General features: G+C 57.4%; 18 protein-coding genes and 2 tRNA genes. 12 read left to right on the top strand and 8 right to left on the bottom strand.

What is annotated here, in order from left to right; translation table 11 throughout:
* Nucleotides 1–305 precede the first annotated feature (305 nt).
* Complete coding sequence (locus tag PSH90_RS12030) at nt 306–839, top strand: GAF domain-containing protein (RefSeq protein ID WP_164488345.1); 534 nt, start codon at nt 306–308, stop codon at nt 837–839.
* A gap of 86 nt (nt 840–925) precedes the next feature.
* Here PSH90_RS12030 and PSH90_RS12025 read toward each other — a convergent pair.
* The 6 genes from PSH90_RS12025 to PSH90_RS12000 form a co-directional block, all read right to left on the bottom strand.
* Nucleotides 926–999, bottom strand: a tRNA-Cys gene (locus tag PSH90_RS12025).
* Between the two features lie 46 nt (nt 1,000–1,045).
* Nucleotides 1,046–1,121: transfer RNA gene (locus PSH90_RS12020), tRNA-Gly, on the bottom strand.
* Nucleotides 1,122–1,181: 60 nt separating this feature from the next.
* Nucleotides 1,182–1,742 carry a CDP-diacylglycerol--glycerol-3-phosphate 3-phosphatidyltransferase gene (pgsA, locus tag PSH90_RS12015; protein WP_056785283.1) on the bottom strand — a complete coding sequence of 187 codons (561 nt, stop codon included), beginning with the start codon at nt 1,740–1,742 and terminating at the stop codon, nt 1,182–1,184.
* A 32-nt stretch (nt 1,743–1,774) separates the two neighbouring features.
* Nucleotides 1,775–3,598, bottom strand: a complete 1,824-nt coding sequence (gene uvrC, locus PSH90_RS12010) for an excinuclease ABC subunit UvrC (RefSeq protein WP_305382878.1) — start codon at nt 3,596–3,598, stop codon at nt 1,775–1,777.
* A gap of 2 nt (nt 3,599–3,600) precedes the next feature.
* The gene (gene uvrY / locus PSH90_RS12005; RefSeq protein WP_024012761.1) at nt 3,601–4,242 is read right to left on the bottom strand and encodes a UvrY/SirA/GacA family response regulator transcription factor; all 642 of its coding nucleotides are present in this window, start codon (nt 4,240–4,242) and stop codon (nt 3,601–3,603) included.
* A 127-nt stretch (nt 4,243–4,369) separates the two neighbouring features.
* Nucleotides 4,370–4,813, bottom strand: coding sequence for an N-acetyltransferase (locus PSH90_RS12000; protein ID WP_056785278.1), 444 nt, complete (start codon nt 4,811–4,813; stop codon nt 4,370–4,372).
* Between the two features lie 605 nt (nt 4,814–5,418).
* Between PSH90_RS12000 and PSH90_RS11995 the strand changes: the two genes are divergently transcribed.
* Complete coding sequence (locus PSH90_RS11995) at nt 5,419–6,492, top strand: 3-deoxy-7-phosphoheptulonate synthase (RefSeq protein WP_305382876.1); 1,074 nt, start codon at nt 5,419–5,421, stop codon at nt 6,490–6,492.
* 54 nt (nt 6,493–6,546) lie between these two features.
* Here PSH90_RS11995 and PSH90_RS11990 read toward each other — a convergent pair whose 3' ends face one another.
* Nucleotides 6,547–7,626: a hypothetical protein gene (locus tag PSH90_RS11990; RefSeq protein WP_095179766.1), complete on the bottom strand. Its 1,080-nt coding sequence runs from the start codon at nt 7,624–7,626 to the stop codon at nt 6,547–6,549.
* Between the two features lie 334 nt (nt 7,627–7,960).
* Here PSH90_RS11990 and PSH90_RS11985 point away from each other — a divergent pair, with 334 nt between their 5' ends.
* The 10 genes from PSH90_RS11985 to PSH90_RS11940 all read left to right on the top strand — a co-directional run bounded on the left by PSH90_RS11985 (nt 7,961) and on the right by PSH90_RS11940 (nt 20,991).
* A complete protein-coding gene (locus tag PSH90_RS11985) occupies nt 7,961–8,830 on the top strand; it encodes a triacylglycerol lipase (protein WP_252869550.1) in 870 nt (289 codons plus the stop codon).
* A 95-nt stretch (nt 8,831–8,925) separates the two neighbouring features.
* Complete coding sequence (locus tag PSH90_RS11980) at nt 8,926–9,207, top strand: peptidylprolyl isomerase (RefSeq protein WP_305382874.1); 282 nt, start codon at nt 8,926–8,928, stop codon at nt 9,205–9,207.
* A gap of 131 nt (nt 9,208–9,338) precedes the next feature.
* Nucleotides 9,339–11,207 carry an extracellular solute-binding protein gene (locus PSH90_RS11975; protein WP_305382872.1) on the top strand — a complete coding sequence of 623 codons (1,869 nt, stop codon included), beginning with the start codon at nt 9,339–9,341 and terminating at the stop codon, nt 11,205–11,207.
* Complete coding sequence (locus tag PSH90_RS11970; protein WP_056785267.1) at nt 11,207–12,268, top strand: microcin C ABC transporter permease YejB; 1,062 nt, start codon at nt 11,207–11,209, stop codon at nt 12,266–12,268. The genes PSH90_RS11975 and PSH90_RS11970 overlap by 1 nt, the downstream gene beginning before the upstream one ends.
* On the top strand, nt 12,268–13,290 hold the full coding sequence (locus PSH90_RS11965; protein ID WP_041478730.1) for an ABC transporter permease: 1,023 nt from the start codon (nt 12,268–12,270) through the stop codon (nt 13,288–13,290). The genes PSH90_RS11970 and PSH90_RS11965 overlap by 1 nt, the downstream gene beginning before the upstream one ends.
* 9 nt (nt 13,291–13,299) lie before the next feature.
* A complete protein-coding gene (locus PSH90_RS11960) occupies nt 13,300–14,874 on the top strand; it encodes an ABC transporter ATP-binding protein (protein WP_305382870.1) in 1,575 nt (524 codons plus the stop codon).
* Nucleotides 14,875–15,006: 132 nt separating this feature from the next.
* On the top strand, nt 15,007–16,422 hold the full coding sequence (locus PSH90_RS11955) for a sigma-54-dependent Fis family transcriptional regulator (protein ID WP_252869358.1): 1,416 nt from the start codon (nt 15,007–15,009) through the stop codon (nt 16,420–16,422).
* 272 nt (nt 16,423–16,694) lie between these two features.
* On the top strand, nt 16,695–18,086 hold the full coding sequence (locus tag PSH90_RS11950; RefSeq protein WP_305382868.1) for a GntP family permease: 1,392 nt from the start codon (nt 16,695–16,697) through the stop codon (nt 18,084–18,086).
* 7 nt (nt 18,087–18,093) lie between these two features.
* Nucleotides 18,094–18,867, top strand: a complete 774-nt coding sequence (gene hbdH / locus PSH90_RS11945) for a 3-hydroxybutyrate dehydrogenase (protein WP_305382866.1) — start codon at nt 18,094–18,096, stop codon at nt 18,865–18,867.
* Nucleotides 18,868–19,017: 150 nt separating this feature from the next.
* Nucleotides 19,018–20,991 carry an acetoacetate--CoA ligase gene (locus tag PSH90_RS11940; protein WP_305382864.1) on the top strand — a complete coding sequence of 658 codons (1,974 nt, stop codon included), beginning with the start codon at nt 19,018–19,020 and terminating at the stop codon, nt 20,989–20,991.
* An 18-nt stretch (nt 20,992–21,009) separates the two neighbouring features.
* Here the strand turns inward: PSH90_RS11940 and PSH90_RS11935 are convergent, their stop codons facing one another.
* Nucleotides 21,010–24,699, bottom strand: a complete 3,690-nt coding sequence (locus tag PSH90_RS11935) for a hypothetical protein (protein ID WP_305382863.1) — start codon at nt 24,697–24,699, stop codon at nt 21,010–21,012.
* Nucleotides 24,700–24,770 lie beyond the last annotated feature (71 nt).

Below are 24,770 nucleotides of genomic sequence, written 5' to 3'. Positions count from 1 at the left end.
TGCTTGAAGTAGAGGCCGAGGTAACTGGCAAATCGCAGCAACCAGACTGGAAATTGTGGCGATAAACTCAAAAGATTCAGATGCTCACCATCACCTTGGCTGCACGGGTGACAGATGTTTCATCGATTGAGATTATGAGCAGGCAACCCAAGTTTGGACGGGATGTCTACGCTAAAGGTTGGCGCCGAAATCAATAATCAAAGGGTATCAGCACGCCCCCCTTCAACCACGATCACGCCTCACAGAACGTCACCAGAGCAGAGCTCAGGGATGTACAAGCAATCAGGAGATTTGATTCCATGCAAATGAGTGACACCGTTCTAAAAGCGTCTTTAAGCCAAGAGGAGCGCTCGGCGATCGCCGAGATCGAAGCGACCACCAATATCCTGCAGCTTGTCACCCGCCTGACCGGTACACGCTTTGCCGGAATCGCAAAATTCACTGAAACAGAGTGGATCGTCTGTTCGGCGTACGATCCGATTGAATTGGGAATAAATGTCGGCGATACGCTGGATCTGGAAACCACCCTTTGCAGTGAGTTTCGACGAAATCCTCAAGCCCTCTTCCTTCCACAAATCAGCAAGGATGGACGACTTTCGTCACGTCCTGTGGTGAAGCAGTATTCAATTGAAAGCTACGCAGGCGCGCCTGTTTTCCTGCCGGACGGAAGACTCTGGGGTGCCCTCTGTGCTCTGGATTCAAGGGCCGTTCTGTTTGATAACCCGGATCTTGCGGACACACTGACGTTATTCGCACGCCTTATTGGCTGCATCTTTTTCTCGAATCTGACGGTGGAAGGTGCCAGCCATATCAAGACCGGGGCGTGTCTGACTGAGTGACCCTCCATAAACGATGCGGAACACCACACTTTTTCCACAAGCAACAAAAAACCCCGTAGATCATTGATCTACGGGGTTTTTGATAGTGGAGGCCGAGGTCGGAATCGAACCGGCGTAGGTGGATTTGCAATCCACTGCATAACCATTTTGCTACTCGGCCTCAAAGTATTTGCTGTCAGTAGCGCAACAACAAACACTGTACAAATTGGAGCGGGAAACGAGACTCGAACTCGCGACCCCGACCTTGGCAAGGTCGTGCTCTACCAACTGAGCTATTCCCGCTTGGTGTGGCGCATTCTATAGAATTAAGAAGCCCCGTCAACCCCTTGATTCAAAAAACTTTTATTTCTTTTCTACATCAGTCTTCAGGTGCGGCCAGGCGGCGCGAAGGTATTGAACCATCGACCACAGGGTCAGCCCTGCCGAGACGATCAGCAGCGTATAACCGAGCACGACCCAGAAGCTCAATGCCTTTGGATGAGCCAGCAGAATCACCAACGCGAGCATTTGCGCCGCTGTTTTCCATTTGCCGAGATTGGAAACGGCCACCTGTGCCCGGGCGCCGAGTTCGGCCATCCATTCGCGCAGCGCCGAAATCACGATCTCGCGACCGATGATGACTGCTGCGGGCAGCGTAAGCCAGAGATTGCCGTGTTCCTGCACCAGCAAGACCAGGGCAACAGCGACCATCAGCTTGTCGGCGACCGGATCGAGAAACGCCCCGAACGGTGTGCTTTGCTCCAGTCGACGCGCCAGATAACCATCGAGCCAGTCCGTTGCGGCCGCGAAGGCGAACACCGAAGCGGAGGCCATGTAACTCCATTCGTAGGGCAGATAGAACAGCAAAATAAAGATCGGGATGAGCAGGACGCGTAGAACGGTAATCAGATTAGGGATATTCATCGGCACAACTGGCTACGAGGTGAAGGGGCATTCTACTCACTATGCAGGTTCGCATAAATCGACTCAGCGAGCTTTTTACTGATCCCCGGGGCTTTGGCGATCTCTTCGATGCTTGCACGAGACAGCTCCTGCAATCCACCAAAATGTTTCAACAGGTCACGGCGGCGCGTCGGCCCTACCCCTGCGACACCCTCAAGCGTCGAGGTTCGGCGGGTCTTGCCGCGACGGGCGCGATGCCCCGTAATTGCAAAGCGGTGTGCCTCATCGCGGATCTGCTGAATCAGGTGCAACGCGGGCGAATCGCCGCGCAAGGTGAACTCGTGCGCTGCATCATTCAGATACAACGTTTCGAAACCGGCCTTGCGCGTGGCGCCTTTGGCGACGCCCAACAGGATCAGATCCGGTACGGCCAGTTCGTTGAGCACATCGCGGGCCATCGACAATTGGCCCTTGCCACCGTCGACCAGCAGGATGTCCGGCAACTTGCCCTCGCCGTCCTTGAGTTTGCTGAACCGGCGGGTCAGCGCCTGGTGCATGGCCGCATAATCGTCGCCGGCAGTGACGCCTTCGATGTTGTAGCGGCGGTAATCCGACTTGATCGCACCTTCCGGCCCGAACACCACGCAGGAGGCAACCGTCGCTTCGCCGCTGGAATGACTGATGTCGTAGCATTCCAAACGTTGCGGCGGCTCATCCAGATTCAGCACTTCGGCCAGCGCGTCGAATCGCGCGGCGGTGTGCTGACGGTTGGCCAGACGCGCGCCCAACGCTTGCTCAGCGTTGGTCACGGCCAGTTGCTGCCAGCGCGCACGGGTACCGCGCACCCGGTGACTGATGGCCAATTCGCGGCCGCGCAAGGTATGAATCCCTTCGATCAACGCTGGGAAATCTTCATGAACCACGTTAACGATCAGTTCGCTCGGCAAATCGCGTTCGGGGCTGCTGATGTAGTACTGGCCGAGAAACGCCGCCATGACTTCGGAAACGTCTTCCTCGATGCCGACCTGCGGGAAAAAATTCTTGCTGCCCAGCACTCGCCCGCCGCGCACGCTGATCAGGTGGACACAGGCGCCGCCGGGGTTGACGAATGCGGCAATAACGTCGATATCGCCGGTGCCGCCTTCCATGCTCTGCTGGTCCTGTACCCGGCGCAGCAATCCGATCTGGTCACGCAATTCGGCCGCGCGCTCGAACTCGAGATTGATCGCTGCCTCTTCCATCGCCGTGGACAGCTCGTTGGTCAGCGCATGGCTGCGACCTTCGAGGAACATCACCGAGTGGCGTACGTCTTCGGCGTAGACGTCAGGCTCGACCAACCCCACGCACGGCGCCTTGCAGCGTTTGATCTGGTATTGCAGGCACGGACGGGTGCGGTTCCTGTAATAGCTGTCTTCGCACTGGCGAACGAAAAAGGTTTTTTGCAGGATACTCAGGCTTTCGCGTATGGCACCGGCACTCGGATATGGGCCGAAATACTTGCCCTTGGCCTTTTTTGCCCCGCGATGGATACTCAGGCGCGGAAACTGCCCGTCGGAGAGAAACACGTACGGATAGGATTTATCGTCGCGCAGCAGGATGTTGTACGGCGGGCGCCACTCCTTGATCAGCGTCTGTTCCAGCAGCAGCGCTTCGGTTTCGTTGGCGGTGATGGTCGTCTCGACCTGAGCGATACGGCCGACCAGTGCGGCCGTCTTCGGCGCCAGCCCGGTCTTGCGAAAGTAGCTCGCCAGACGTTTCTTCAGGTTTTTCGCTTTGCCGACATAGAGCAGGCGCGCTTCGCTGTCGAACATGCGATAGACGCCGGGCCGACCGCTGACGGTCGACAGGAAAGCACTGGAATCAAATTTCTCGGTCATGGTCAGGCGCTGGCATCCACCATGCCGTGACGCACCGCGAGCAGTGTCAACTCGACGTCGCTGCTGATCGAAAGCTTCTCGAAAATGCGATAGCGGTAGGTATTCACGGTTTTCGGCGACAGGCACAACTTGTCGGAAATGATCTGGACCTTCTGGCAACCGACAATCATCAACGCAATCTGGATTTCCCGCTCGGACAACGCATCGAACGGCGAATCATTGGTGGGCTGGAATGATTTGATTGCCAACTGCTGAGCGATCTGCGGACTGATGTAACGCTGCCCGGCGAAGACCAGACGAATGGCCTGAACCATTTCCGGCAGACCCGCGCCCTTGGTCAGGTAACCAGCCGCCCCGGCCTGCAGCAAACGCGTCGGGAAAGGGTCTTCCTCGCACACCGTAACGGCAACCACCTTGATGTCCGGGTGGCTGCGCAGCAGCTTCCGCGTGGCTTCGAGGCCGCCAATGCCGGGCATCTTGACGTCCATGAGCACTACGTCAGGCTTCAATTCACGGGCCTTGATCAGGGACTCTTCACCTGACTCGGCCTGACCCACCACCTGCAGGCCATCGATATCGGCCAGCATTCGTGTAATGCCTGTGCGAACGAGATCATGGTCGTCGACCACTAGCACCCTAATCAAGCAGACACCTCGCGATATGGTCTTATTGGGATGCCGGACACCTTAGCAAAAAGTGCCAGACAGACCTAGCGGAAAGCCGCATTTAAAAAGTTTCAATTCATCATTCAGGGCTTGCCGGCTGTGGGTTTCAGAGCACAGCTGTACTCAAATCGAGCTGCATCCTGAGGAAACACTCATCCCTGCCCACGATGCGCAGTCCTTTGCGTGCATACAGTTCTTGCGCCCGGTTATTGTCAAACACTGTCAGTCGCAGTGCCGGTCTTCTTGCCTGACGAGCCATTTCGGTAACTTGACCAATGGCCCAGGAACCGGCGCCCTGCCCTTGCCAGAGATGATCAATCTGCAATTCGCGTATGTACAGCGCCCGCGCATCCTGGCTCAGACTGAAAAAACCGATCGCCAGTTCATCCTGGAGGATCATCCAGTTGTCACGATACTGCCAGCCTGCGTCGAACGCCTCGTCCTGCCACAACAGGTCGTGGTCAATGTAATAGCGCAGCATGTTGCGACAGGTCAGATCCCGCGCAAGAGCAAGATCATCACGGGTGGCATGCCGGATTCGATAACTCATTCAGCTTTCTCCATGACTGCAAAGTTGCCCTTCACCCGCATGGTTTGCCAGTGATAGGCGTTTCGAGCGGCGGGCAATAGCATTTTCTGATTGCTGATGCGTATCAGCGTCGAGTAAGCTCGGCGCATTCAACGGAGACAGCACATGTTCAACACCCTTCCACAGTCTTGCACCACCAGCGCCCTGCGCTCGGTCGCGGCTGCCCGGGTGAATCACACTTGCGCTCCTGACAATTTTTATTTTGGGTATTGGTTTAGCCACTGGCGCGCCTGATACCCAAACGGCGCCCATGATAACGGGTCGCCTACCAGAGATTTCTCAACCCCCGGTCGGCCTCCCGACCGGGGGTTTTGTTTTTTCAGGCCCATCACTTTCAGCGACACACCACATTTCGAGGATTACACCATGAACCACGCCACTTATTACCGTTACGACAGCTTTAGCGCCTGGCGATTTACCAGCCTCCGCTCGGGACAGCCTGCCGCCTCCGATCGGTCACCCACAGGTGGCAAACACACATGCCTAGCCAGTACGGCCATTTGTCGAACACCCCAGTAGGGCCGAGTGCGCGGGAAAAACCCGCCATCCGCCCAGGAAGACCGAACATGAACTCTTCAGTTTCCGCTTTGCCGCTGTCCACCCTCGATTCTGCCAACGAAGCACTGACCCTGCGTCTGCCCAGCTCGTTGCAGCTCAAACAGCAATTGCCGCTCAGCCATTCCCTGCATCAACAGGTCAACACTCATCGCCAGGCGGTGCGCGCCATCCTTGACGGTGAAGACCCACGCCTGCTGGTCATCGTTGGCCCCTGCTCTATCCATGACCCGCAATCAGCGATTGAGTACGCCAGCAAACTCGCTCGTCTGGCCGAAGATGTCAGCAGTGAAATGCTGCTGGTCATGCGCGCCTACGTCGAAAAGCCGCGTACGACGGTCGGCTGGAAAGGTCTGGCCTACGATCCGCATCTGGACGGCACTGACGATATGGCTGCCGGTCTGACGCTGTCGCGCGGACTGATGCTGGAAATGATCCAGCTCGGACTACCGGTCGCTACCGAACTCCTGCAACCCATGGCCGCCAGCTACTTTGATGACCTGCTGAGCTGGGTGGCCATTGGAGCCCGCACCACCGAGTCGCAGATCCACCGCGAAATGGCCAGTGGCTTGAACATGCCCGTGGGCTTCAAGAACGGCACCGACGGCGGCGCCGCCATTGCTGTCGACGCCATGCGCTCGGCAGCCCATGCGCATCGGCACTTCGGCGTGGACAGCCAAGGGCATCCGGCGATCGTGCAGACAGCTGGCAACGCTGATACCCACATCGTGCTACGCGGAGGCCATCAAGGGCCGAACTACGATGCAAGCAGCGTGGCCAACATCAGCGCCGAGCTCAGCCGACTGAAGATCCCCAACCGGATCATGGTCGATTGCAGCCATGCCAACAGCGGCAAGGATCCACTGCGTCAGCCAGCCGTGTTCAACGAGGTGCTTGAACAACGCCTGCGTGGCAACCACTCGCTGATCGGCGCGATGCTGGAATCTCATCTGTTCGAAGGCTGCCAGCCGCTGAGCACCTCTCTACGCTACGGCGTATCGATAACTGATGGCTGCCTCGGCTTTGACGCAACGGAACAGTTGCTGACCGACGCCGCACGGCGCCTCGCTAACGCCAGGGCCTGATCGCAGATCGCCCTCCCGTTCCATACGAAGCGCGGAGGGCTGACCTTCCCCAGGTTATGCCACTATGCTGATCCGCCTCACGGCAGATTGCTGACTGGTATCGTCCAGACGTTCGATGGTGTAGGCAATCTCCACCGTCGTGCCGTGGTGCTCGCGCCAGAACCGATGGGGAACAATGAAACTCACCGGTTGCCCGGCCGTCTCCCGAGTGATTTCAAGATCATCGCGATGACTGAAAAAATCACCATCGCACTTGAGATAGACCAACTCGTCTTCCTGCACCAGCGGGTCTTCAATCAGAATGGAAACCCCCTCTATCGAGTCCTTCACCGACAGCACATCATCGATCGCCCCAACAATATCCGGCGCGGCCAGTTCAGCACGCACTGCCGGCCCAATGAAAACCGTCGCAGGCTCCGAGGTTCGGATGGCTCCACAGCGTTGTTCAACACGGTAGGCGACCACCACCTCGCCACCACGATGCGCTTCGACGTAGCTGGCCGGCACCCAGAAGGACAGGCTTTGCGCGACGGCGCAGGCCTCGACCTTCAACGAGTCGGTGAATATTTCAGGCGAAGCATCTCCATGCCACGACAGCATGATCCGGTCGCCCGCTGACATCCGAGCGTAAGGCTGCAGGGTCACCAGGGTGCCTTCGACCACTCGCGACGGCTCCAGCGCTCCGTTTACCGAGCCTTCTATTTGCGGCGCCAACAGATGCGGTCCAACGTCCCCGACAGACAGTTGCAGGCGAGCAGATTCCACTGCCTTGGGCGCGGACGCACTTTGCAGTGTCCAGTAAACCTCCAGCGAGCCCCCGTCCAGCGCAGCGACATGCATCGCCTTGATGACGAAGATGACGTCTTTGCCAACCTGGACCTGGCTGATGAATCGAACACTCTCGTATTGATAGGCAAAGCCTTCGATATCCAGCCCCTCCCAAGACAGCACGATCTGATCGCCGCAGCTCATGTTGGCATAAGGGGAAATGCGAACGATGGCCTTGGCCAGCGAAGGATCCAACACGCTCCCTTGGAGCCCGTCAATCGTTGGCGCGACCAGAGGTTCGATAGACACTTCGGCAACCATCGGCTGGCGCATCCGCCAGCAAAACTCGATTTCATGGCTATTCATTTTCGCTTCCACTCCCTGGAAAACGTGCCGCCCCGAATGACGACACTGACATCTACATTGAGGACCTCTTTGAACGTTCCGGATGTCAGCCGAATCCACCGCGACAACGGCGTAACCGCTACTCGCAAAGTAGGCAACAGCAGAGGTCACGCGGTTATGCCGACAAACGACCCACTGAACTTCCGATTCGGATTTCACAGCTCTCCGAAATTTCGTACGCCTCGTAGTCCATTTTCAAACGCAATGTGAAGCCTCTTCGTACTTCTTCAACGGGATGAGTGTTTTAGAGTGGCCCGGTGATTTCCCGATGAACTTCTACGAAAAAGGTAAGAACATGCAACGGAATGCTACAACTCGTTATCCCATCCTGTTGGTCCACGGTCTGTTCGGGTTCGAGCATATCGGTCATTTCGAGCTGTTCCATGACGTCAAGTCCGCGCTGAAAACGGCCGGATGTCGATTGTTTGTTCCACACCTTTCGGCCACCCACGACAATGAAATGAGGGGCGAGCAACTGCTGTCACAGATTGCTTGCGTGCTGCGAGGCACAGGCGCGAAGAAAGTCAACCTCATAGGACACAGTCAGGGCGCACTCGCTGCGCGCTATGCCGCGGCGCTTGCGCCAAACGTCGTCGCTTCGGTCACCTCCGTCAGTGGCCCGAACCACGGCTCGGAGCTCGCCGACTTCCTGCGCAGGGCACTGATTCCAGGCAAGCTTCCCGAAGCCGTCGCACAGAATGTCGCAACGCACTTCGCCGACTTACTGTCGCTACTGAGCGGCAGCGCGACATTGCCGCAGAATGCGTTAGCCGCACTCAACGCATTGACCACGGTCGGCGTCGGTCAATTCAATGACAAATTTCCCCAGGGACTGCCGCAAACCTGGGGCGGGCATGGTCCTGAGCAAGTCAACGGCGTGCGCTACTACTCGTGGAGCGGGGTTGTTGCGCAATCCACGTTGCCAGTGCTGGATCCGGTTCAAGCAACCTGCCGGGTCCTGTCGCAATATTTCACCACCGAACCCCAGCAGAATGATGGTTTCGTCGGACGCTTCAGTAGCCATCTCGGCCAAGTGATCCGCTCCGATTACCCAATGGATCATTTGGCCAGCCTGCGGCGGAGCGCGGGCACAAAAGCGCCCTCGCCGGATCCGATCGACCTGTACGTCGAACATGCCCAGCGTCTGCAAGCGGCGGATCTATGAATCGGGCAAGGAACGCAGAATGGAACTTTGCCGAGAATTCGCCGACTGATTCCGGTACGCTCCACCTTTTATTGAAACAGTTCGGAGAATTCCCCATGGCCAAAGCCACTGCCCGCCACATCCTGGTTTCCAGCGAAGACAAGTGCAACGAACTCAAGGCTCAGATCGAAGCCGGCGCCAATTTCGCTGAAGTCGCCAAAGCCAACTCCACCTGCCCGTCCAGCCGTCAGGGCGGCGATCTGGGCTCGTTCGGTCCAGGCCAGATGGTCAAGGAATTCGACACCGTGGTATTCAGCGCGCCGATCAACGTCGTACAAGGCCCGGTAAAAACCCAGTTCGGTTATCACCTGCTGGAAGTCACCAGCCGTCAGGACTGATTCGTCGTCCGATTGCTGACAACGGCCCGCCTTCTGGTGGGCCGTTGTGTTTCAGTTACACATACGGCTGGCGAGTGGCGCGCGGCTCGCGTACAACTTGCGCTTATCGATTTTGCGTTCCAAGGCTGACGATGCGACTGGTTTTTCCCACACTGATGCTCACCGCCCTCGCCTTTCTCATTGGCGCCGCTGGCGTGAACGCTGCCCCGCAACACGCACTGACCGTTTACGGCGAACCGGCCAAATACCCCGCCGGTTTCAGCCATTTCGACTACACCAATCCGCAAGCACCGAAGGGCGGGACGATGCGGCGCTCGGCCATCGAGATCGGCCACTTCGACCATTTGCTGCCTTATATAGACAAAGGCATCGGCGTGACGCAGATCGACGGCCTGCTGTACTCGCCGCTGGCCCAACGCTCGCTGGACGAGCCTTACACCGTCTATGGTCTGGTTGCGCAGAAGATGGAACGTTCGGACGACGGTCTTTCGCTACGTTTCTTCATCAACCCGAAGGCGCGCTTTGCCGATGGCAAACCGATCACTGCCGAAGACGTTCGCTACACCTACAACCTGCTGATGACCCAAGGCAGCCTGCGTTATCGCACCCAGTTTGCCGACGTCAAAGGCGTCGAAATCGAGGCACCGCTGACCGTGCGCTTCGACTTCAAAAGCAACGAAAACCGAACTTTGCCGCTGGACATCGCGACCTTGCCGGTATTCCCCGAACACTGGTGGAAGAGCCGCGATTTCGCCGGCGGCGGTGGTTATGAACCGCCGCTGGGCAGCGGGCCGTACCGGGTTGGCAAGGTCGACTCCGGGCGCAGTATCACGTTCGAACGCAATGGCGACTGGTGGGGCAAGGACCTGCCGGTCAGCCGCGGCCTGTACAACTTCGACCATTTCAGCATCGAGTATTTCGGGGACACCGATGTCGCCCGCCAGGTGCTGCGTGGTGGCGCCTATGACTACAACCGCGAGTTTTCCGCGACCGGCTATTCGATCGGCTACGACAGCCCTGCCCTCAGCGATGGCCGTTTGCAGAAAGCCCACCTCGCCACTGAAGCGCCGCAATCGGCCCAGGGTTTCGTGTTCAACCTGCAAAAGCCGATGTTCCAGGACCGCCGCGTGCGCCAGGCACTGGCGATGCTCTGGGATTTCGAATGGAGCAACCGGCAGATGATGCGTAACGTCTATATCCGCCAGCAGAGTTACTTCTCCAACACCGATCTCGCCGCCCGGCAGTTGCCCGATACGCAGGAGTTGAAAATCCTTGAACCGCTGCGCGGTCAGGTGCCTGAGGAAGTGTTCAGCAAAGTCTTCGAAGCACCGAAGACCGATGGCAGCGGCATCATCCGTGACAAGCAGTTGCAAGCCTTGGAACTGCTCGAGCAGGCTGGCTGGAAACCGGATGGCGACCAGTTGGTCAACAGCGCTGGCGAACCGCTGAGCTTCTCTTTTCTGGTCAGCCAGAATGGAATGGACCGCCTGCTGTTGCCTTACAAGCGCACGCTGAAACAGATCGGCATCGAGCTCAATATCCGCCGCATCGACGCCTCGCAATACGTCAATCGCCTGATGAGCCGCGACTACGACATGATCGTCACCGGCTATCCCGTTACCACTTCTCCGGGCGGCGAGTTGCTCAACTACTTCGGCTCGGCAGCGGCCAACGATCCGGGCGCGAACAACTACATGGTGCTGAAAAATCCGGCAGTCGACACTTTGATCAACGGCCTGATTCGCGCCTCGACCCAATCGGACATGCTGCATTACGCCCATGCGCTGGACCGGGTGCTGCAATGGAACTACTACTGGATTCCCAACTATTACCCGCCGGGCACCTCGACCGTCTGGTGGAACCGCTTCGGCATTCCCACGGTGCAGGCGAGCAACGACGAAGCCATCGAGAGCTGGTGGGAAATCAGCCGGACGCCGCTGACCAATCAGCAAATGACCGCTGAGAAAATCAGTCGCAGCAGACCCGGAGGGCCGCACTGATGTGGGGTTACATACTGCGGCGCCTGCTGCTGATCATTCCGACGCTGGTGATCATCCTGCTGGTCAATTTCGTCATCATTCAGGCCGCGCCCGGCGGACCGGTGGAACAAGCCATCGCCCACCTGCAAGGCATTGGCGGTGCCAGTGTCGGCGGCGGTGCCAGCGAGACCTCGAGCTCTGCCTCGCGCGCCAGCCGTGGCCTTGATCCGCAGCTGATCAAGGACATCGAAAAGCAGTACGGCTTCGACAAACCGGCCCACGAGCGTCTGTGGCTGATGCTGAAGAATTACGCGCAACTGGACTTCGGCAAGAGCTTCTTCCGTGGCGCGACAGTCACCGACCTGATTCTGGAAAAGATGCCGGTGACCATTTCGCTCGGGCTGTGGGCGACGCTGATCACCTATCTCGTGTCGATCCCGCTGGGCATCCGCAAGGCTGTGCACCACGGCAGCCATTTCGATATCTGGAGCAGCACGGCGATCATCATCGGTTACGCCATGCCGGCGTTTCTGTTCGCGATGTTCCTGATCGTCGTATTCGCCGGCGGCACTTCGCTCAACTGGTTTCCGGTGCGCGGGCTGGTGTCGGACAACTTCGAATCGCTGTCGACACTGGGCAAGATCGCCGATTACTTCTGGCATCTGGTTCTCCCGGTCACGGCGCTGGTGATCGGTGGATTCGCGACGCTGACGATCCTTACAAAAAACTCGTTCCTCAATGAAATCACCCGACAGTACGTAGTAACTGCCCGCGCCAAAGGCTTGAGCGAACGCCGCGTGCTGTACGGACACGTGTTTCGCAACGCCATGCTGTTGGTGGTCTCGGGGATACCTCAGGCGTTCATCAGTGTGTTCTTCGCCGGCTCGCTGCTGATCGAGGTGATCTTCTCCCTCGATGGCCTTGGGCGCATGAGTTACGAAGCAGCGGTATCACGGGATTATCCGGTGGTGTTCGGTTCACTGTTCATCTTCACCCTGTTCGGCCTGCTGATAAAACTGATCGGCGACCTGTGCTACACCCTGGTCGACCCGCGTATCGACTTCGCCGCGAGGAACGCCTGATGTTCAAGCTCTCGCCTTTGGGTCGTCGCCGTTTCGAACGTTTCAAGAAAAACCGTCGTGGCTGGTGGTCGCTGTGGCTGTTCATCGGCCTGTTCATCCTGACGCTGGGTGGCGAGTTGATCGCCAACGACAAACCGTTGATGGTCAGTTATCAGGGCCAGTGGTACTTCCCGGTGTTCAAGCGCCATACCGAACAGGAGTTCGGCGGGCAACTGCCGTTTCAGGCCGATTATCGCAGCGAGTACGTGCAGAATCTGATACGCAAGGACGGTGGCTGGTTGCTGTTCCCGCCGATTCCGTTCAGCGACGACACACCCAACTATGATCTGAACAAACCGGCGCCAAGTCCGCCGACCTCGGTGAACTGGCTGGGCACCGACGATCAGGCGCGCGATGTGCTGGCGCGGGTCATCTTTGGCGCTCGGGTGTCGATTCTGTTTGCCTTGATGCTGACATTTGTCAGTGCGCTGATCGGTATCGCCGCCGGCGCATTGCAGGGGTATTACGGTGGCTGGGTCGACCTGCTCGGACAACGCGTGCTGGAAGTCTGGTCGGGGCTGCCGGTGCTGTATCTGCTGATCATCCTCTCCGGTTTCGTCGAGCCGAATTTCTGGTGGCTGCTGGGGATCATGGCGCTGTTTTCCTGGTTGGCGCTGGTCGATGTGGTGCGCGCCGAGTTCCTGCGCGGGCGCAATCTGGAATACGTCAAAGCAGCGCGCGCCCTGGGCCTGACTGACCGCAAGGTGATCTTCCGGCACATCCTGCCCAACGCAATGAACGCGACGCTGAGTTACCTGCCGTTCATTCTGACCGGAGCGATTTCGACGCTGACCGCGCTGGATTTCCTCGGCTTCGGCATGCCGGCCGGCAGCGCTTCGCTGGGTGAACTGATCGGTCAGGGCAAGCAGAACCTGCAAGCACCGTGGCTCGGGTTGACCGCGTTCTTTACCCTGGCGCTGATCCTCTCCTTGTTGGTATTCATCGGCGAAGCGTTACGTGACGCTTTTGACCCTCGATCCTGAAGCGTGACCATGACTGAAAACCTGATTGAAATCCGCCACCTCAATGTCGCCTTCCATGGTCAGACTGTGGTGCGTGACCTGTGCCTGGATATCCGCCCCGGTGAGTGCCTGGCTCTGGTCGGCGAATCGGGCTCGGGGAAATCGGTGACCGCGCATTCGATCCTGCAACTGCTGCCTGAGAGCGAGGCGCAAACCCGTGGCAGCATCCGCTATCGCGGGCAGGAGTTGCTCGGTGCTGATCCGAAGGTCTTGCGAGAACTGCGCGGCAATCGCATCGCCATGATCTTTCAGGAGCCGATGACTTCGCTCAATCCGTTGCACACCATCGAAAAGCAGATCGGCGAAACTCTGTTGCTGCACCGCGGCCTCGGCGGCAAGCAAGCGCAGCAGCGCATTCTCGAATTGCTCGGGCTGGTCGGCATCCAGAAACCCAAGGAACGCTTGAAAGCCTATCCGCACCAACTCTCTGGCGGGCAACGGCAACGGGTGATGATCGCCATGGCCCTGGCCTGCGAACCGGAGTTGTTGATTGCCGACGAGCCGACAACGGCACTGGATGTCACCGTGCAGCGCAAGATTCTCTTGCTGCTCAAGTCCCTGCAACAGCGCCTGGGCATGTCGCTGCTGCTGATCAGTCACGATCTCAATCTGGTGCGCAGCATCGCGCAGCGGGTGTGTGTGATGAAGGCTGGCGAGATCGTCGAGCAGGCACCCTGCGAAACCCTGTTCACCGAACCCAAACACCCTTACAGCTGCGTGCTGTTGAACGCTGAGCCGGAAGGTGAAGCCCTGCCCCGTGACGAACGTGAAAATGTGCTGGAAGTCGCTGACCTGCGCGTCGATTTCCAGGTCGGCGGCGGGCTGTTCAGGCACAAGCAGTATCTGCGCGCAGTCGATGGCATCAGTCTGAATATTCAGCGCGGCAAGACCTTGGGCATTGTTGGCGAATCCGGTTCGGGCAAGTCGACGCTGGGTCAGGCGATCCTGCGCTTGCTGGATTCCGAGGGCAGCATTCGCTTTCAGGGCGAAGCGCTGGACGGCCTCAATCAAAAGCAGCTGCGGCCGTGGCGGCGGCAGATGCAGGTGGTGTTTCAGGACCCGTTTGGCAGCCTGAGCCCGCGCATGTCGGTGGCACAGATCATCAGCGAAGGTCTGGAAGTGCATTGCGAGTCGACCGCTAATGAATGTGATGAGCAAGTGATTCGCGTGCTCAAGGAAGTCGGCCTCGACCCGGAAAGCCGCCATCGCTACCCGCATGAATTTTCCGGCGGCCAACGCCAACGCATCGCCATCGCCCGGGCTCTGGTGCTCAAACCCGCGCTGATCCTGCTCGATGAGCCAACCTCCGCACTTGACCGCACCGTGCAGAAACAAGTGGTCGCCCTGCTCCGTGATCTCCAGGAGAAATACGGTTTGACCTACCTGTTTATCAGCCATGATCTGGCGGTGGTGCGCGCGTTGGCGCATGACATGATCGTGATCAAGGACGGTCAGGTGGTCGAGCGTGGTGCCAGTCACGACGTGTTTGACAACCCGCAGCATCCCTACACCAAAGAGCTGCTGGCGGCGGTGCATCCGGGGTAGGTATTTTCTGCTGATTCGCGGCGCGGCATTCGCGAGCAGGCTCGCTCCCACATTTGGAATGCAGGCCCCTGTGAGAGCGAGCCTGCTCGCGAGGGGATCGGTACCGGCAATAAACAATCAGGACCAGCCTCCATGAACACCACCGAAAGCCTCAAGGACTACCAACGGGTGCGCACTCTGGCGATCCGTTCGCTGTTCGAGATCATCGAGCAATCCAGTGAGGGCACGGTGATTGTCGATCGCGATGCGAACATCGTCTGGATGAACGAACGCTATGCCCGGCGCTTTGGTCTCGAATCGGCGGCAGGCGCTATCGGCAAGCCTTGCGAAAGCGTGATTCCCGGGAGTTTGCTGCGCGAGGTGGTGCGCACCGGTCGGCCGATTCTGCTGGACATGCAGGACACGCCAAAGGAGCCGCTGGTGGTGATGCGCCTGCCGATCCACGACGATGCCGGCAGCGTGATCGGCGCCATCGGTTTTGCCCTGTTCGACGAGTTGCGCACGCTGTCGCCGATGCTCAAGCGCTACCTGAGCATGCAGGAGGAACTGGCCTCGACCCGCTCACTGCTGCGTGCGCGGCAGACCAAATACAACTTCGCCCATTTCATCGGTACCAGCGCCGCCAGCCTTGAAGTCAAACGACGTGCTCGACGAAGCGCCAGCGCTGATTCGCCCGTGTTGCTGTTGGGAGAAACCGGCACTGGCAAAGAGTTACTCGCACAAGCCATTCACAGCGCTTCGCCGCGCGCGCACAAAGCCTTCGTCAGCATCAACAGCGCGGCAATTCCCGAGGCGCTGCTGGAAGCCGAATTTTTCGGCACGGCACCCGGCGCCTTCACCGGCGCTGACCGCAAGGGCCGCACCGGTAAATTACAAATCGCTCAGGGTGGCACACTGTTTCTCGACGAGATCGGCGATATGCCGCTACCGCTGCAAAGCAAACTGTTGCGCGTGTTGCAGGAAAAGGAGTTCGAGCCGGTCGGCTCCAATGAAGTGATTCAGAGCGATGTGCGGGTAATCGCCGCGACGTCGACGGATTTGCAGGCAGCGATCAAGCGCGGCGAATTTCGCGCCGATTTGTACTACCGCCTCAATGTCCTGCCGATCCTGGTGCCGCCGCTGCGCGAACGTCTCGATGATCTGCCGGCGCTGAGCGAGGCGATTCTCGAAGAACTGCGCAGCCAGCATGAACTGCACCGCGATGCGCTGGCGCTGTTGGGCCAGCATGCCTGGCCGGGCAACATCCGTGAGTTGCGCAATGTGTTGGAGCGGGCGGCGTTGCTCAGTGATGACCTCATGCTGACCGAGCAGGATATTCGCGGGGCGATTGGCACGTTTACTCCCGTTGCGCGGACGTCCGAGCCGAGCACGCACGCATCGGCTCGGGAGACATTCGCGCAGGCGCGGGCGCGCTTTGATCGGCAGTTGATCGAATCGACCCTGGCGCAATGCGCGGGGAAGGTACCGGAGGCTGCGGTTCGGCTGGGTCTGGGGCGGTCGACGCTGTACAAGAAAATGGCTGCGCTGGGGATTGTCGAGTCTACATAAAGAGACGCTGATCTCATATCTTGGATCGGCTTTTAAAGATCAAAAGATCGCAGCCTTCGGCAGCTCCTACAGGGTAGATACGTATTTCCTTGCAGGAGCTGCCGAAGGTTGCGATCTTTTCTGTCTCACAAACGAGACAAATTCTTCAGCACAATCCCACTCCTTCATGAAATATCTATAAATATCAACATGTTAGGTATTTGGCACAGTAATCGCTAACACCTCTCCACACCCGTTTCACCCACAAAAATAACAATCTGGAGAGACACACCATGAGTGTGATCATTGCCTTGGCAGCCCTGACGCTGCTGATGCTCGCCGCTTACCGTGGCTACAGCGTCATCCTCTTCGCCCCGATCGCCGCCCTCGGCGCGGTGCTGCTGACCGATCCGTCCGCCGTTGCCCCCGCGTTCACCGGGGTGTTCATGGACAAGATGGTCGGTTTCATCAAGCTCTACTTCCCGGTATTTCTGCTCGGCGCGGTGTTCGGCAAGCTCATCGAACTGTCCGGTTTCTCGCGCTCGATCGTCGCCGCTGCGATTCGCCTGCTCGGTACCAAACAAGCAATGCTGGTGATCGTGCTGGTGTGCGCCCTGCTCACTTATGGCGGCGTGTCGTTGTTCGTCGTTGTATTCGCCGTTTATCCGTTTGCAGCGGAGATGTTCCGCCAGAGCAATATCCCCAAGCGTTTGATTCCGGCGACCATTGCCCTCGGTGCATTCTCGTTCACCATGGACGCCCTGCCCGGCACGCCGCAAATCCAGAACATCATCCCCAGCACCTTCTTCAACACCACCGCATGGGCGGCGCCGTGGCTGGGGGTGATCGGCACGATTTTCGTGTTCTGCGCCGGCATGCTGTTTCTGCAGCGCCAACGCAACAAGGCGCAACGTGCCGGCGAAGGCTACGGCACTGAACTGCGCAACGAACCGGAAACTGCCGAAGACCTGAAGCTGCCCAACCCGTGGATTGCCCTGTCGCCATTGCTGGCCGTGGGCATCATGAACCTGCTGTTCACCCAGTGGATTCCGCAGTGGTATGGCAAGACCCACAGCCTCGCACTGCCGGGCATGGCCGCGCCGGTCACTACCGAAATCGCCAAGCTCACGGCGATCTGGGCGGTGCAGGCGGCGTTGCTGGTCGGCATCCTCATGGTGCTGGCGTTCGGCTTTAAGGCGATTAAAAACAAGCTCGCCGAAGGCAGCAAAAGTGCGGTCAGCGGTGCGTTGCTCGCGGCCATGAACACCGCGTCTGAATACGGCTTTGGTGCGGTAATCGCTTCGCTGCCGGGCTTTCTGGTGCTGGCCGACTGGCTCAAGCAGATTCCCAATCCGTTGGTCAACGAAGCGATCACCGTGACGCTGCTCGCCGGCATCACCGGTTCGGCCTCGGGCGGCATGAGCATTGCGCTGGCGGCGATGTCCGAGCAGTTCATCAGCGCGGCGCACGCGGCGAATATCCCGCTGGAAGTGCTGCACCGCGTGGCCGCGATGGCCAGTGGCGGCATGGACACCCTGCCGCACAACGGCGCGGTGATCACCCTGCTGGCGGTGACCGGATTGACCCACCGCGAAGCCTACAAAGACATTTTCTGTATTACGCTGATCAAGACCCTCGCGGTTTTCGTGGTGATCGGCACTTTCTACGCCACTGGTATTGTGTGAGGTATTCATGAGCACTCTTTCCGGCAAGACAGCTTTGGTGACCGGCTCCACCAGCGGTATCGGCCTGGGCATCGCGCTGACCCTCGCAAAGGCTGGCGCCAACCTGATTCTCAATGGCTTCGGCGATGCTTCGAAGGTGATCGCCGAAGTCGCTCAGTTCGGCGGCAAGGTCGGCCATCATCCCGCCGATGTCAGCGACCCGGCGCAGATTGCCGACATGGTCGCCTACGCCGAGCGCGAGTTTGGCGGCGTCGACATTCTGGTCAACAACGCTGGCATTCAACACGTTGCGGCGGTAGAAGAGTTTCCGGTTGAGCGCTGGGATTCGATCATTGCGATCAACCTGTCATCGGTGTTCCACAGCACCCGTTTGAGTCTGCCGGGCATGCGCCGCAAGAACTGGGGGCGCATTATCAATATCGCCTCGGTGCATGGCCAGGTCGGCTCCACCGGCAAAGCCGCATACGTTGCCGCCAAGCATGGCGTGATCGGCCTGACCAAAGTGGTCGGGCTGGAAACCGCGACCAGCAATGTCACCTGCAATGCGATCTGTCCGGGCTGGGTGTTGACGCCGCTGGTGCAGAAGCAGATCGACGATCGCGCGGCCAAGGGGGTCGATCCGCAGCAGGCGCAGCATGATCTGCTGGCGGAAAAACAGCCCTCGCTGGAGTTTGTCACACCGCAGCATCTGGGTGAGCTGGTGCTGTTCTTGTGCAGCGAAGCCGGCAGCCAGGTGCGCGGCGCGGCGTGGAACATTGATGGTGGCTGGTTGGCGCAATAAACACCTGGCCATTGTGGGAGCGAGCCCGCTCGCGAATGCGGTTTATCAGACACAGTTCGGGATACTGAGACAACGCTTTCGCGAGCAGGCTCGCTCCCACAGGGAACGATCTCCCTGGCCTGTACGAATCCGATAAGAAGAGGCAAGCCCATGTCCGATATTCTCTGGCAACCCGACACCCAGCGTATCGCCGGTTCGCGTATGGATGCCTTCCGGCGCGATATCAATCAGCGGCATTCGCTCAAGCTCGACGGCTACCCTGCCCTGCACCAATGGAGCATCGATCAGCGCCCGGCGTTCTGGCAGGCGATCGTCGATTTCTTCGACATCCGCTTCCACACTCAGCCCGACGCCGTCTTGCGTGAAGGTGCAGAAATGCCCAGCGCCGAGTGGTTCCCCGGCGCGACCCTGAACTTCGCTGAACACCTGTTGCGCCGACGCGACGATGCCGTGGCCGTGATCGCAGTTGCAGAGAATGGTCAGCGCGAACAACTGACCTGGGCCGAGTTGGCCGAACAGGTCGCCGGGTTTCAGGCGAGCCTGCGCGCGGCGGGCGTTGGCCGGGGTGATCGCGTGGCGGCGTGCATGCCCAACACCTGGCAAACCCTGGTGGCGATGCTGGCCACTACCAGCCTCGGCGCGATCTGGTCCTGCTCGTCGCCCGACTTCGGCACCCACGGCGTGATCGATCGCTTTGGCCAGATCGAACCGAAAGTGCTGCTCACCTGTGCCGGTTATCAATACGCCGGAAAAACCCTGGATCAGACCGCCAAGCTCAACGAAATCCTTGCACAACTGCCGTCACTGCAGCAGTTGATCATCGTCCCGTACGCCCGTCCGCAAGCGCGCATCGAGGATTATCAAACCCACGCTGATGTCTGCTTGTGGGAAGACTTCTATCAACCCGGCGGCGAACCGGTTTTCACCCCGGTGCCGTTCAATCATCCGCTCTACGTGCTGTACTCCAGCGGCACCACTGGCGTGCCGAAATGCATCGTCCACAGCACCGGCGGCGTGCTGCTGCAACACGTCAAGGAACATGGTTTGCACTGCGACCTCGGTCCCGGTGATCGCTTGTTCTACTACACGACCTGCGGCTGGATGATGTGGAACTGGCTGGTCTCGGCACTCGCAGTGGGCAGCGCCGTGGTGCTCTACGACGGCTCGCCGTTCCACCCGGATCACCAGCGCCTGCTCGACCTGATCGACGATGAACGCATCAGCGTGTTTGGCACCAGTCCGAAATTCCTCGCGACGCTGGAAAGCAGCGGCGCCAGGCCACGGGAAAGCCATGATTTGAGCAGTTTGAAAACGCTGCTGTGCACAGGCTCGGCTTTGTCACCGCAAAGCTACGATTTCGTTTATCGCGACTTCAAAACCGAGGTGTGTCTGGCCTCGATGTCCGGTGGCACCGACATCGTTTCGTGCTTCGTCAATGGCAACCCGCTGTCAGCGGTACGTCGCGGAGAAATCATGGGCAAGAGCCTGGGCATGGCCGTCGAGGTGTGGAACGACGCTGGCCAGCCGGTGATCGGTGAGAAAGGTGAACTGGTCTGCACACGGCATTTCCCGGCGATGCCGATCGGCTTGTGGAATGACCCCGACGGCACAAAACTGCACCAGTCTTATTTCAGCCAGTTTCCCGGCGTCTGGGCACAGGGTGATTACGCCGAGCAAATGCGCGATGGAGCGATGATGATCCATGGCCGTTCGGATGCGGTGTTGAATCCGGGCGGCGTGCGCATCGGCACGGCGGAGATTTATCGGCAGGTCGAGAAAATCAGTGAAGTGCTGGACAGCGTCGCCATCGGTCAGCAATGGCAGGAGGATGTGCGCGTCGTGTTGTTCGTGCGTTTGCGCGACGGCGTCGAGCTGGATGAAGGGCTTGAACACCGAATCCGCGAAGTGATCCGCGCCAATACCACACCCAGGCATGTTCCCGCACGCATCGTCGCAGTAACCGATATACCGCGCACCATCAGCGGAAAAGTCGTAGAGCTGGCGGTGCGCGATGTCGTGCATGGGAGGCCAGTGAAAAATACCGATGCACTGGCCAATCCCGAAGCGCTGGAGCAGTTTCGGGATCGGCGCGAACTGGCCATGAACGAAGTTATTCAACACTGAATTTCGTCTGGCGCAGCCTCAATTCAGCTGTATTACAACTTCACCGGTGAGGGGCTGATCTCCACTGGCTTCGATCGCTGCGCGCATGATGCTGAGATTCAGCGAAAACAACGCTTCGTTTGTTTTCAACAAACTGAGCAAGGCAATAACGAGCATCAGCGAGTCTGCATTGAGGAGCGCTTGAGCACTTTCGTGAAAACTGCCAGTGATAGGCTCAGACCGGGGCAAGCGTCCCTTTGCCAAGTTTAGTAAAGGCGCCACATCCAAACCGACCTTACCATCTCGGGTCGCCCCCTCGGCAGTGATCAGACTGGTCTTGGCGGGGTTGACCCGAATCATTTCGTGGATGAGGTCATCAGCGATTTCGCCGTAACCTGTCAGGCTGAATCGCTGGTTGAAGTTACGTGTATTGACCGTCATGTACTGAACACGCTTTTTATCTGTAGCTCCTGCGCTCTTCCATTTGCTGTAATCGAATGGATTTACCTCAATGACGCCATCATCTAGTTTCAGGCTATCCAACAGGAAATTACTGGCGGACGTTCCGCCGAAATCCAGCCTGATGGCGCTTAGCAGATTGGACAATTCGTCACGCGCCGCCGAGGTACTGCCAAAAAACAATCCAATCGCGGGGTCGGTTTTGAAATTCAGCGCCGGCGAGCCCAGCATTTCAATTGCGCTGTCTATTTTGAAACGGGCCAGTGGCAGACTGCGCTCGAGAATGTGAGCTGTAAAAACACCCGGAACCGGTTTCTGCAGTAATGGCAGACTAAACTTCTCTTGCAGGTCGAAATTGACGAGTCGTTTTCCCCACGGCTTACCTAGCCGATTGGCCGCGTACCACTCACTGCTTTTCTTGATGGCACAGACATTGAAAGAAGACGCGGTGCTTCCAAGCGGGCGCCACCTCCCGAAACCAACATCGGTAGCATTCGCCAGCTTGTGAAATTCCCGCGCCGTACCGGTGAGTCTGCTCATCTGGACAACGGCAGATTCCACGACTTTTGCGCCCGACGCGCCCAAATGCATGACGCTTTTGAACAATGCTTTCGACGCTTGGTATCCAGCAGTTGGCAATCCATCAATCGGATTGAAAGTCGAGACTGTCAGAGAAATGCCAAACCTGACGAGGCTGCCGATTTTTGCCGTCAACGAAACTGTTTTGGCTGCGATATGCAGAATTTTAGCCGGGGCACCCAGTACAGTGAAGAAGATACCGATAGCATCCATCGTGCACGCGTAAATTCCGTCAACCACCTGATTTCTATTTCCGGAAGCCAAGTCTTCGATACATTTCTTGAACGGGACACACAGGTCAATAATATACGTCAGCACCTCGTTATAAGTGTTCTCCGCACGCTCTTTATCAGTGTATTCGGTGAAGACTTCCCTGAAATCCTGGAGGCTGCCCAATGGTCTATTCTTCACAACAAATTGGGCAATATTTTCGATATGCTCATTTACGAAAAACTGATAATGATTACGAACGACCCGCGACGCAGAAGTCGGAGCCATAACAGTGCCAAGTTTCTCTATAACCATAATCCCAGAGGCATTCGGCGACGGCTTTTTTCCGACAATGTAGCTATCGAAATCAGTTGGAACGTTATGCGTGGGGGGCAAAGGGAAAAATGCATCATTGGGCTTCCCTGTATATTCAACCCTTCCAGGCATGTTCATTTTTTGGGTATAAATAATCAATTTGCCTAGCTCATCGTTCCTTCTGCACTCCCCCAGCAAGGTAAACATTTCATAGCATAAAGTCTGATTATTCCCGAAGGAAGCTATCATAATTACGCCGAACCGCCCCACCGCCTGGTCTTTTTTGAGCTGAACTTCGATATTTTTGGGTGGCTGATTACCCGCGCCGACCAAGTTATAATTAGCCGATGACGGATAGTAAATCTCTGCAACCGAAGGACGTACAGTAAAAAACGTGATCTTGCTTGAGGCAAAGACATCTCGATCGGCTCGAGGCATTCCTGCTATCGCCAGCTTTATGTTTGAAGCCATCGCCTTATGAATATTGCAGTGGTAGCTAACGAGCTCAGCTTCGAATGCTGGTTTGATGGCAGGCAAGGCCAAAAGCTGCGGATACTTATCGAAAATGCCGGGCTCTTTATTCCAATCCCATGTTCCGGACGCCAGCAACCCTTCGATATGAAGATCAAGCATCGACACTCTCATTGCAGAATAAGTCTCAGGACGCAAAAGAGGTTGTTCAATAACATCAAAATCAGCAACCGCCTGCTTCAATGCAGTCATCGCCAGTCGTTTCCGATTGGGCGGAGCCGCCCCAAATGCCTTGATTCCCAAAACAATATCATCCACGTGCGTTTTATACGCATTCAAAGCGTCTTGAGCTGCTGTAAGAGCAGACGTGTTCAGCTGCTCATGAGTGATGACTTCATTCACCAATGCCCAGTCAATGATAGGGTCGATCGCAGTTATACCTTGCAGCTCCCCCAGTACCGGGCTGACCGTTTCCATGCTTGCAAACTTCATGACTTGTTCATATGTCATGAAGCGAGAGACGCCTCGACAATTGATCTCGATAAAGCTCACCGCCTGGCAAAACGTCACCCAGCCGATCGAGCCAGCGTAAAGCTCTTGGGGCAGATTTTTAACCAGGAGACAAGGCGCTACATGAGCCAGGAGCAGGTGGGAAGCGAGAGGAATAATCGAGTGCGAATGGCCCTTTGCTACAAGGTAAGCCTCAAAATTTTCACGTATGGCATATAACGGCCTATCAGCCATGGTGCTCGAATCGTATATATCAAAGGTTCCGATGCAGTTGCGCTTGCCAGTAACGCCTATGGATGAATCCAACTGCAAAATTATTGCGGTGAGCAATACCTGAGCTAGATCGTCACCACTGATTTCCTCGGAATCCTTCGCCCCCCACCAGTCCAATGCAATGACGTATTCCTTGGCAATTTTCTGCGACGCTGGATGACGAACCAGCATTGCAACGACCTCGTTAGCGCTGTCCCAATTAACGGTAGTAACGTTATACGGTCTGACGCTTCTGAAGATTGTGTTAAGTAGATTCTCATTCGCAGGGAAAAGTTTACTCGTCACCGCGCGAATCTCTGCACACTGCTGTGGTGTCAAGGTGATCGACGTATCATTTAGCCCAGTTATCTGCCCCCAGTAATTACCAAAATTATCTCCTTCAGGCCACTTCCACTCCAAAAAGCCAATCAAGCTTTCTAGTTTTTCTCTGTCATCCGGCACGTTGAACCCGTGAAAACGCAACCACTGCGACAACAGCACTGCGTTATCAAGGTGAACGAATCCACCAAGACCTGCTGCAATAGCAACTAACTTCTCGAACTTCTCATTCGCGTCGGGATTACTCTTGACGTTATCCGATACATCCATCCACCCTTCATGAGTAACGTATATGTGAATTTCACCCGAAGACGTAACCCTACTGTAGGTGCCGGAGCCGAGTAAGCTCATCAGATCCTGAAGCATCTCGCTGGCCGGTTTCTGTAACCGTCCAAAAGAGGATTCAGGCGAGAGCCAGATGATCTTTTGGTCGTCGTTTGAAATATCCCGTGCAACGTCTTCCGGAGCTTCAACAAGAAATCTTTTCAACTGGCCTAGAAGTGCCATTCGTTCTAATTCATCTGCGGCAGAACAACGCACATTATCGGCAGCGCTCAATTTGGAAAGAGCACCTGCACCACATCGATTTTTCATTTTATTGACCTGTTTATTTACATGGACTTGCTATCGAGATCGCAAATCTAATAAAAACAGGCCAAACCACA

It is taken from the genome of Pseudomonas sp. FP1762 (assembly GCF_030687105.1).
Lineage (GTDB): Bacteria > Pseudomonadota > Gammaproteobacteria > Pseudomonadales > Pseudomonadaceae > Aquipseudomonas > Aquipseudomonas siliginis.
Note: the sequence above shows the minus strand (reverse complement) of the source record. Positions and strands in the feature narration are given on the sequence as shown.

Excerpts from the sequence above, each read along its gene's own strand:
- uvrC (WP_305382878.1), bottom strand. The coding sequence starts at position 3,598 with ATGACCGAGAAATTTGATTCCAGTGCTTTCCTGTCGACCGTCAGCGGT.
- PSH90_RS11960 (WP_305382870.1), top strand. The coding sequence starts at position 13,300 with ATGACTGAAAACCTGATTGAAATCCGCCACCTCAATGTCGCCTTCCAT.
- PSH90_RS12030 (WP_164488345.1), top strand. The coding sequence starts at position 306 with ATGAGTGACACCGTTCTAAAAGCGTCTTTAAGCCAAGAGGAGCGCTCG.
- PSH90_RS12000 (WP_056785278.1), bottom strand. The coding sequence starts at position 4,813 with ATGAGTTATCGAATCCGGCATGCCACCCGTGATGATCTTGCTCTTGCG.
- PSH90_RS11975 (WP_305382872.1), top strand. The coding sequence starts at position 9,339 with ATGCGACTGGTTTTTCCCACACTGATGCTCACCGCCCTCGCCTTTCTC.
- hbdH (WP_305382866.1), top strand. The coding sequence starts at position 18,094 with ATGAGCACTCTTTCCGGCAAGACAGCTTTGGTGACCGGCTCCACCAGC.
- PSH90_RS11955 (WP_252869358.1), top strand. The coding sequence starts at position 15,007 with ATGAACACCACCGAAAGCCTCAAGGACTACCAACGGGTGCGCACTCTG.
- PSH90_RS11940 (WP_305382864.1), top strand. The coding sequence starts at position 19,018 with ATGTCCGATATTCTCTGGCAACCCGACACCCAGCGTATCGCCGGTTCG.
- PSH90_RS11985 (WP_252869550.1), top strand. The coding sequence starts at position 7,961 with ATGCAACGGAATGCTACAACTCGTTATCCCATCCTGTTGGTCCACGGT.
- PSH90_RS11990 (WP_095179766.1), bottom strand. The coding sequence starts at position 7,626 with ATGAATAGCCATGAAATCGAGTTTTGCTGGCGGATGCGCCAGCCGATG.
- PSH90_RS11965 (WP_041478730.1), top strand. The coding sequence starts at position 12,268 with ATGTTCAAGCTCTCGCCTTTGGGTCGTCGCCGTTTCGAACGTTTCAAG.
- PSH90_RS11995 (WP_305382876.1), top strand. The coding sequence starts at position 5,419 with ATGAACTCTTCAGTTTCCGCTTTGCCGCTGTCCACCCTCGATTCTGCC.
- PSH90_RS11970 (WP_056785267.1), top strand. The coding sequence starts at position 11,207 with ATGTGGGGTTACATACTGCGGCGCCTGCTGCTGATCATTCCGACGCTG.
- PSH90_RS11980 (WP_305382874.1), top strand. The coding sequence starts at position 8,926 with ATGGCCAAAGCCACTGCCCGCCACATCCTGGTTTCCAGCGAAGACAAG.
- pgsA (WP_056785283.1), bottom strand. The coding sequence starts at position 1,742 with ATGAATATCCCTAATCTGATTACCGTTCTACGCGTCCTGCTCATCCCG.
- PSH90_RS11950 (WP_305382868.1), top strand. The coding sequence starts at position 16,695 with ATGAGTGTGATCATTGCCTTGGCAGCCCTGACGCTGCTGATGCTCGCC.
- PSH90_RS11935 (WP_305382863.1), bottom strand. The coding sequence starts at position 24,699 with ATGAAAAATCGATGTGGTGCAGGTGCTCTTTCCAAATTGAGCGCTGCC.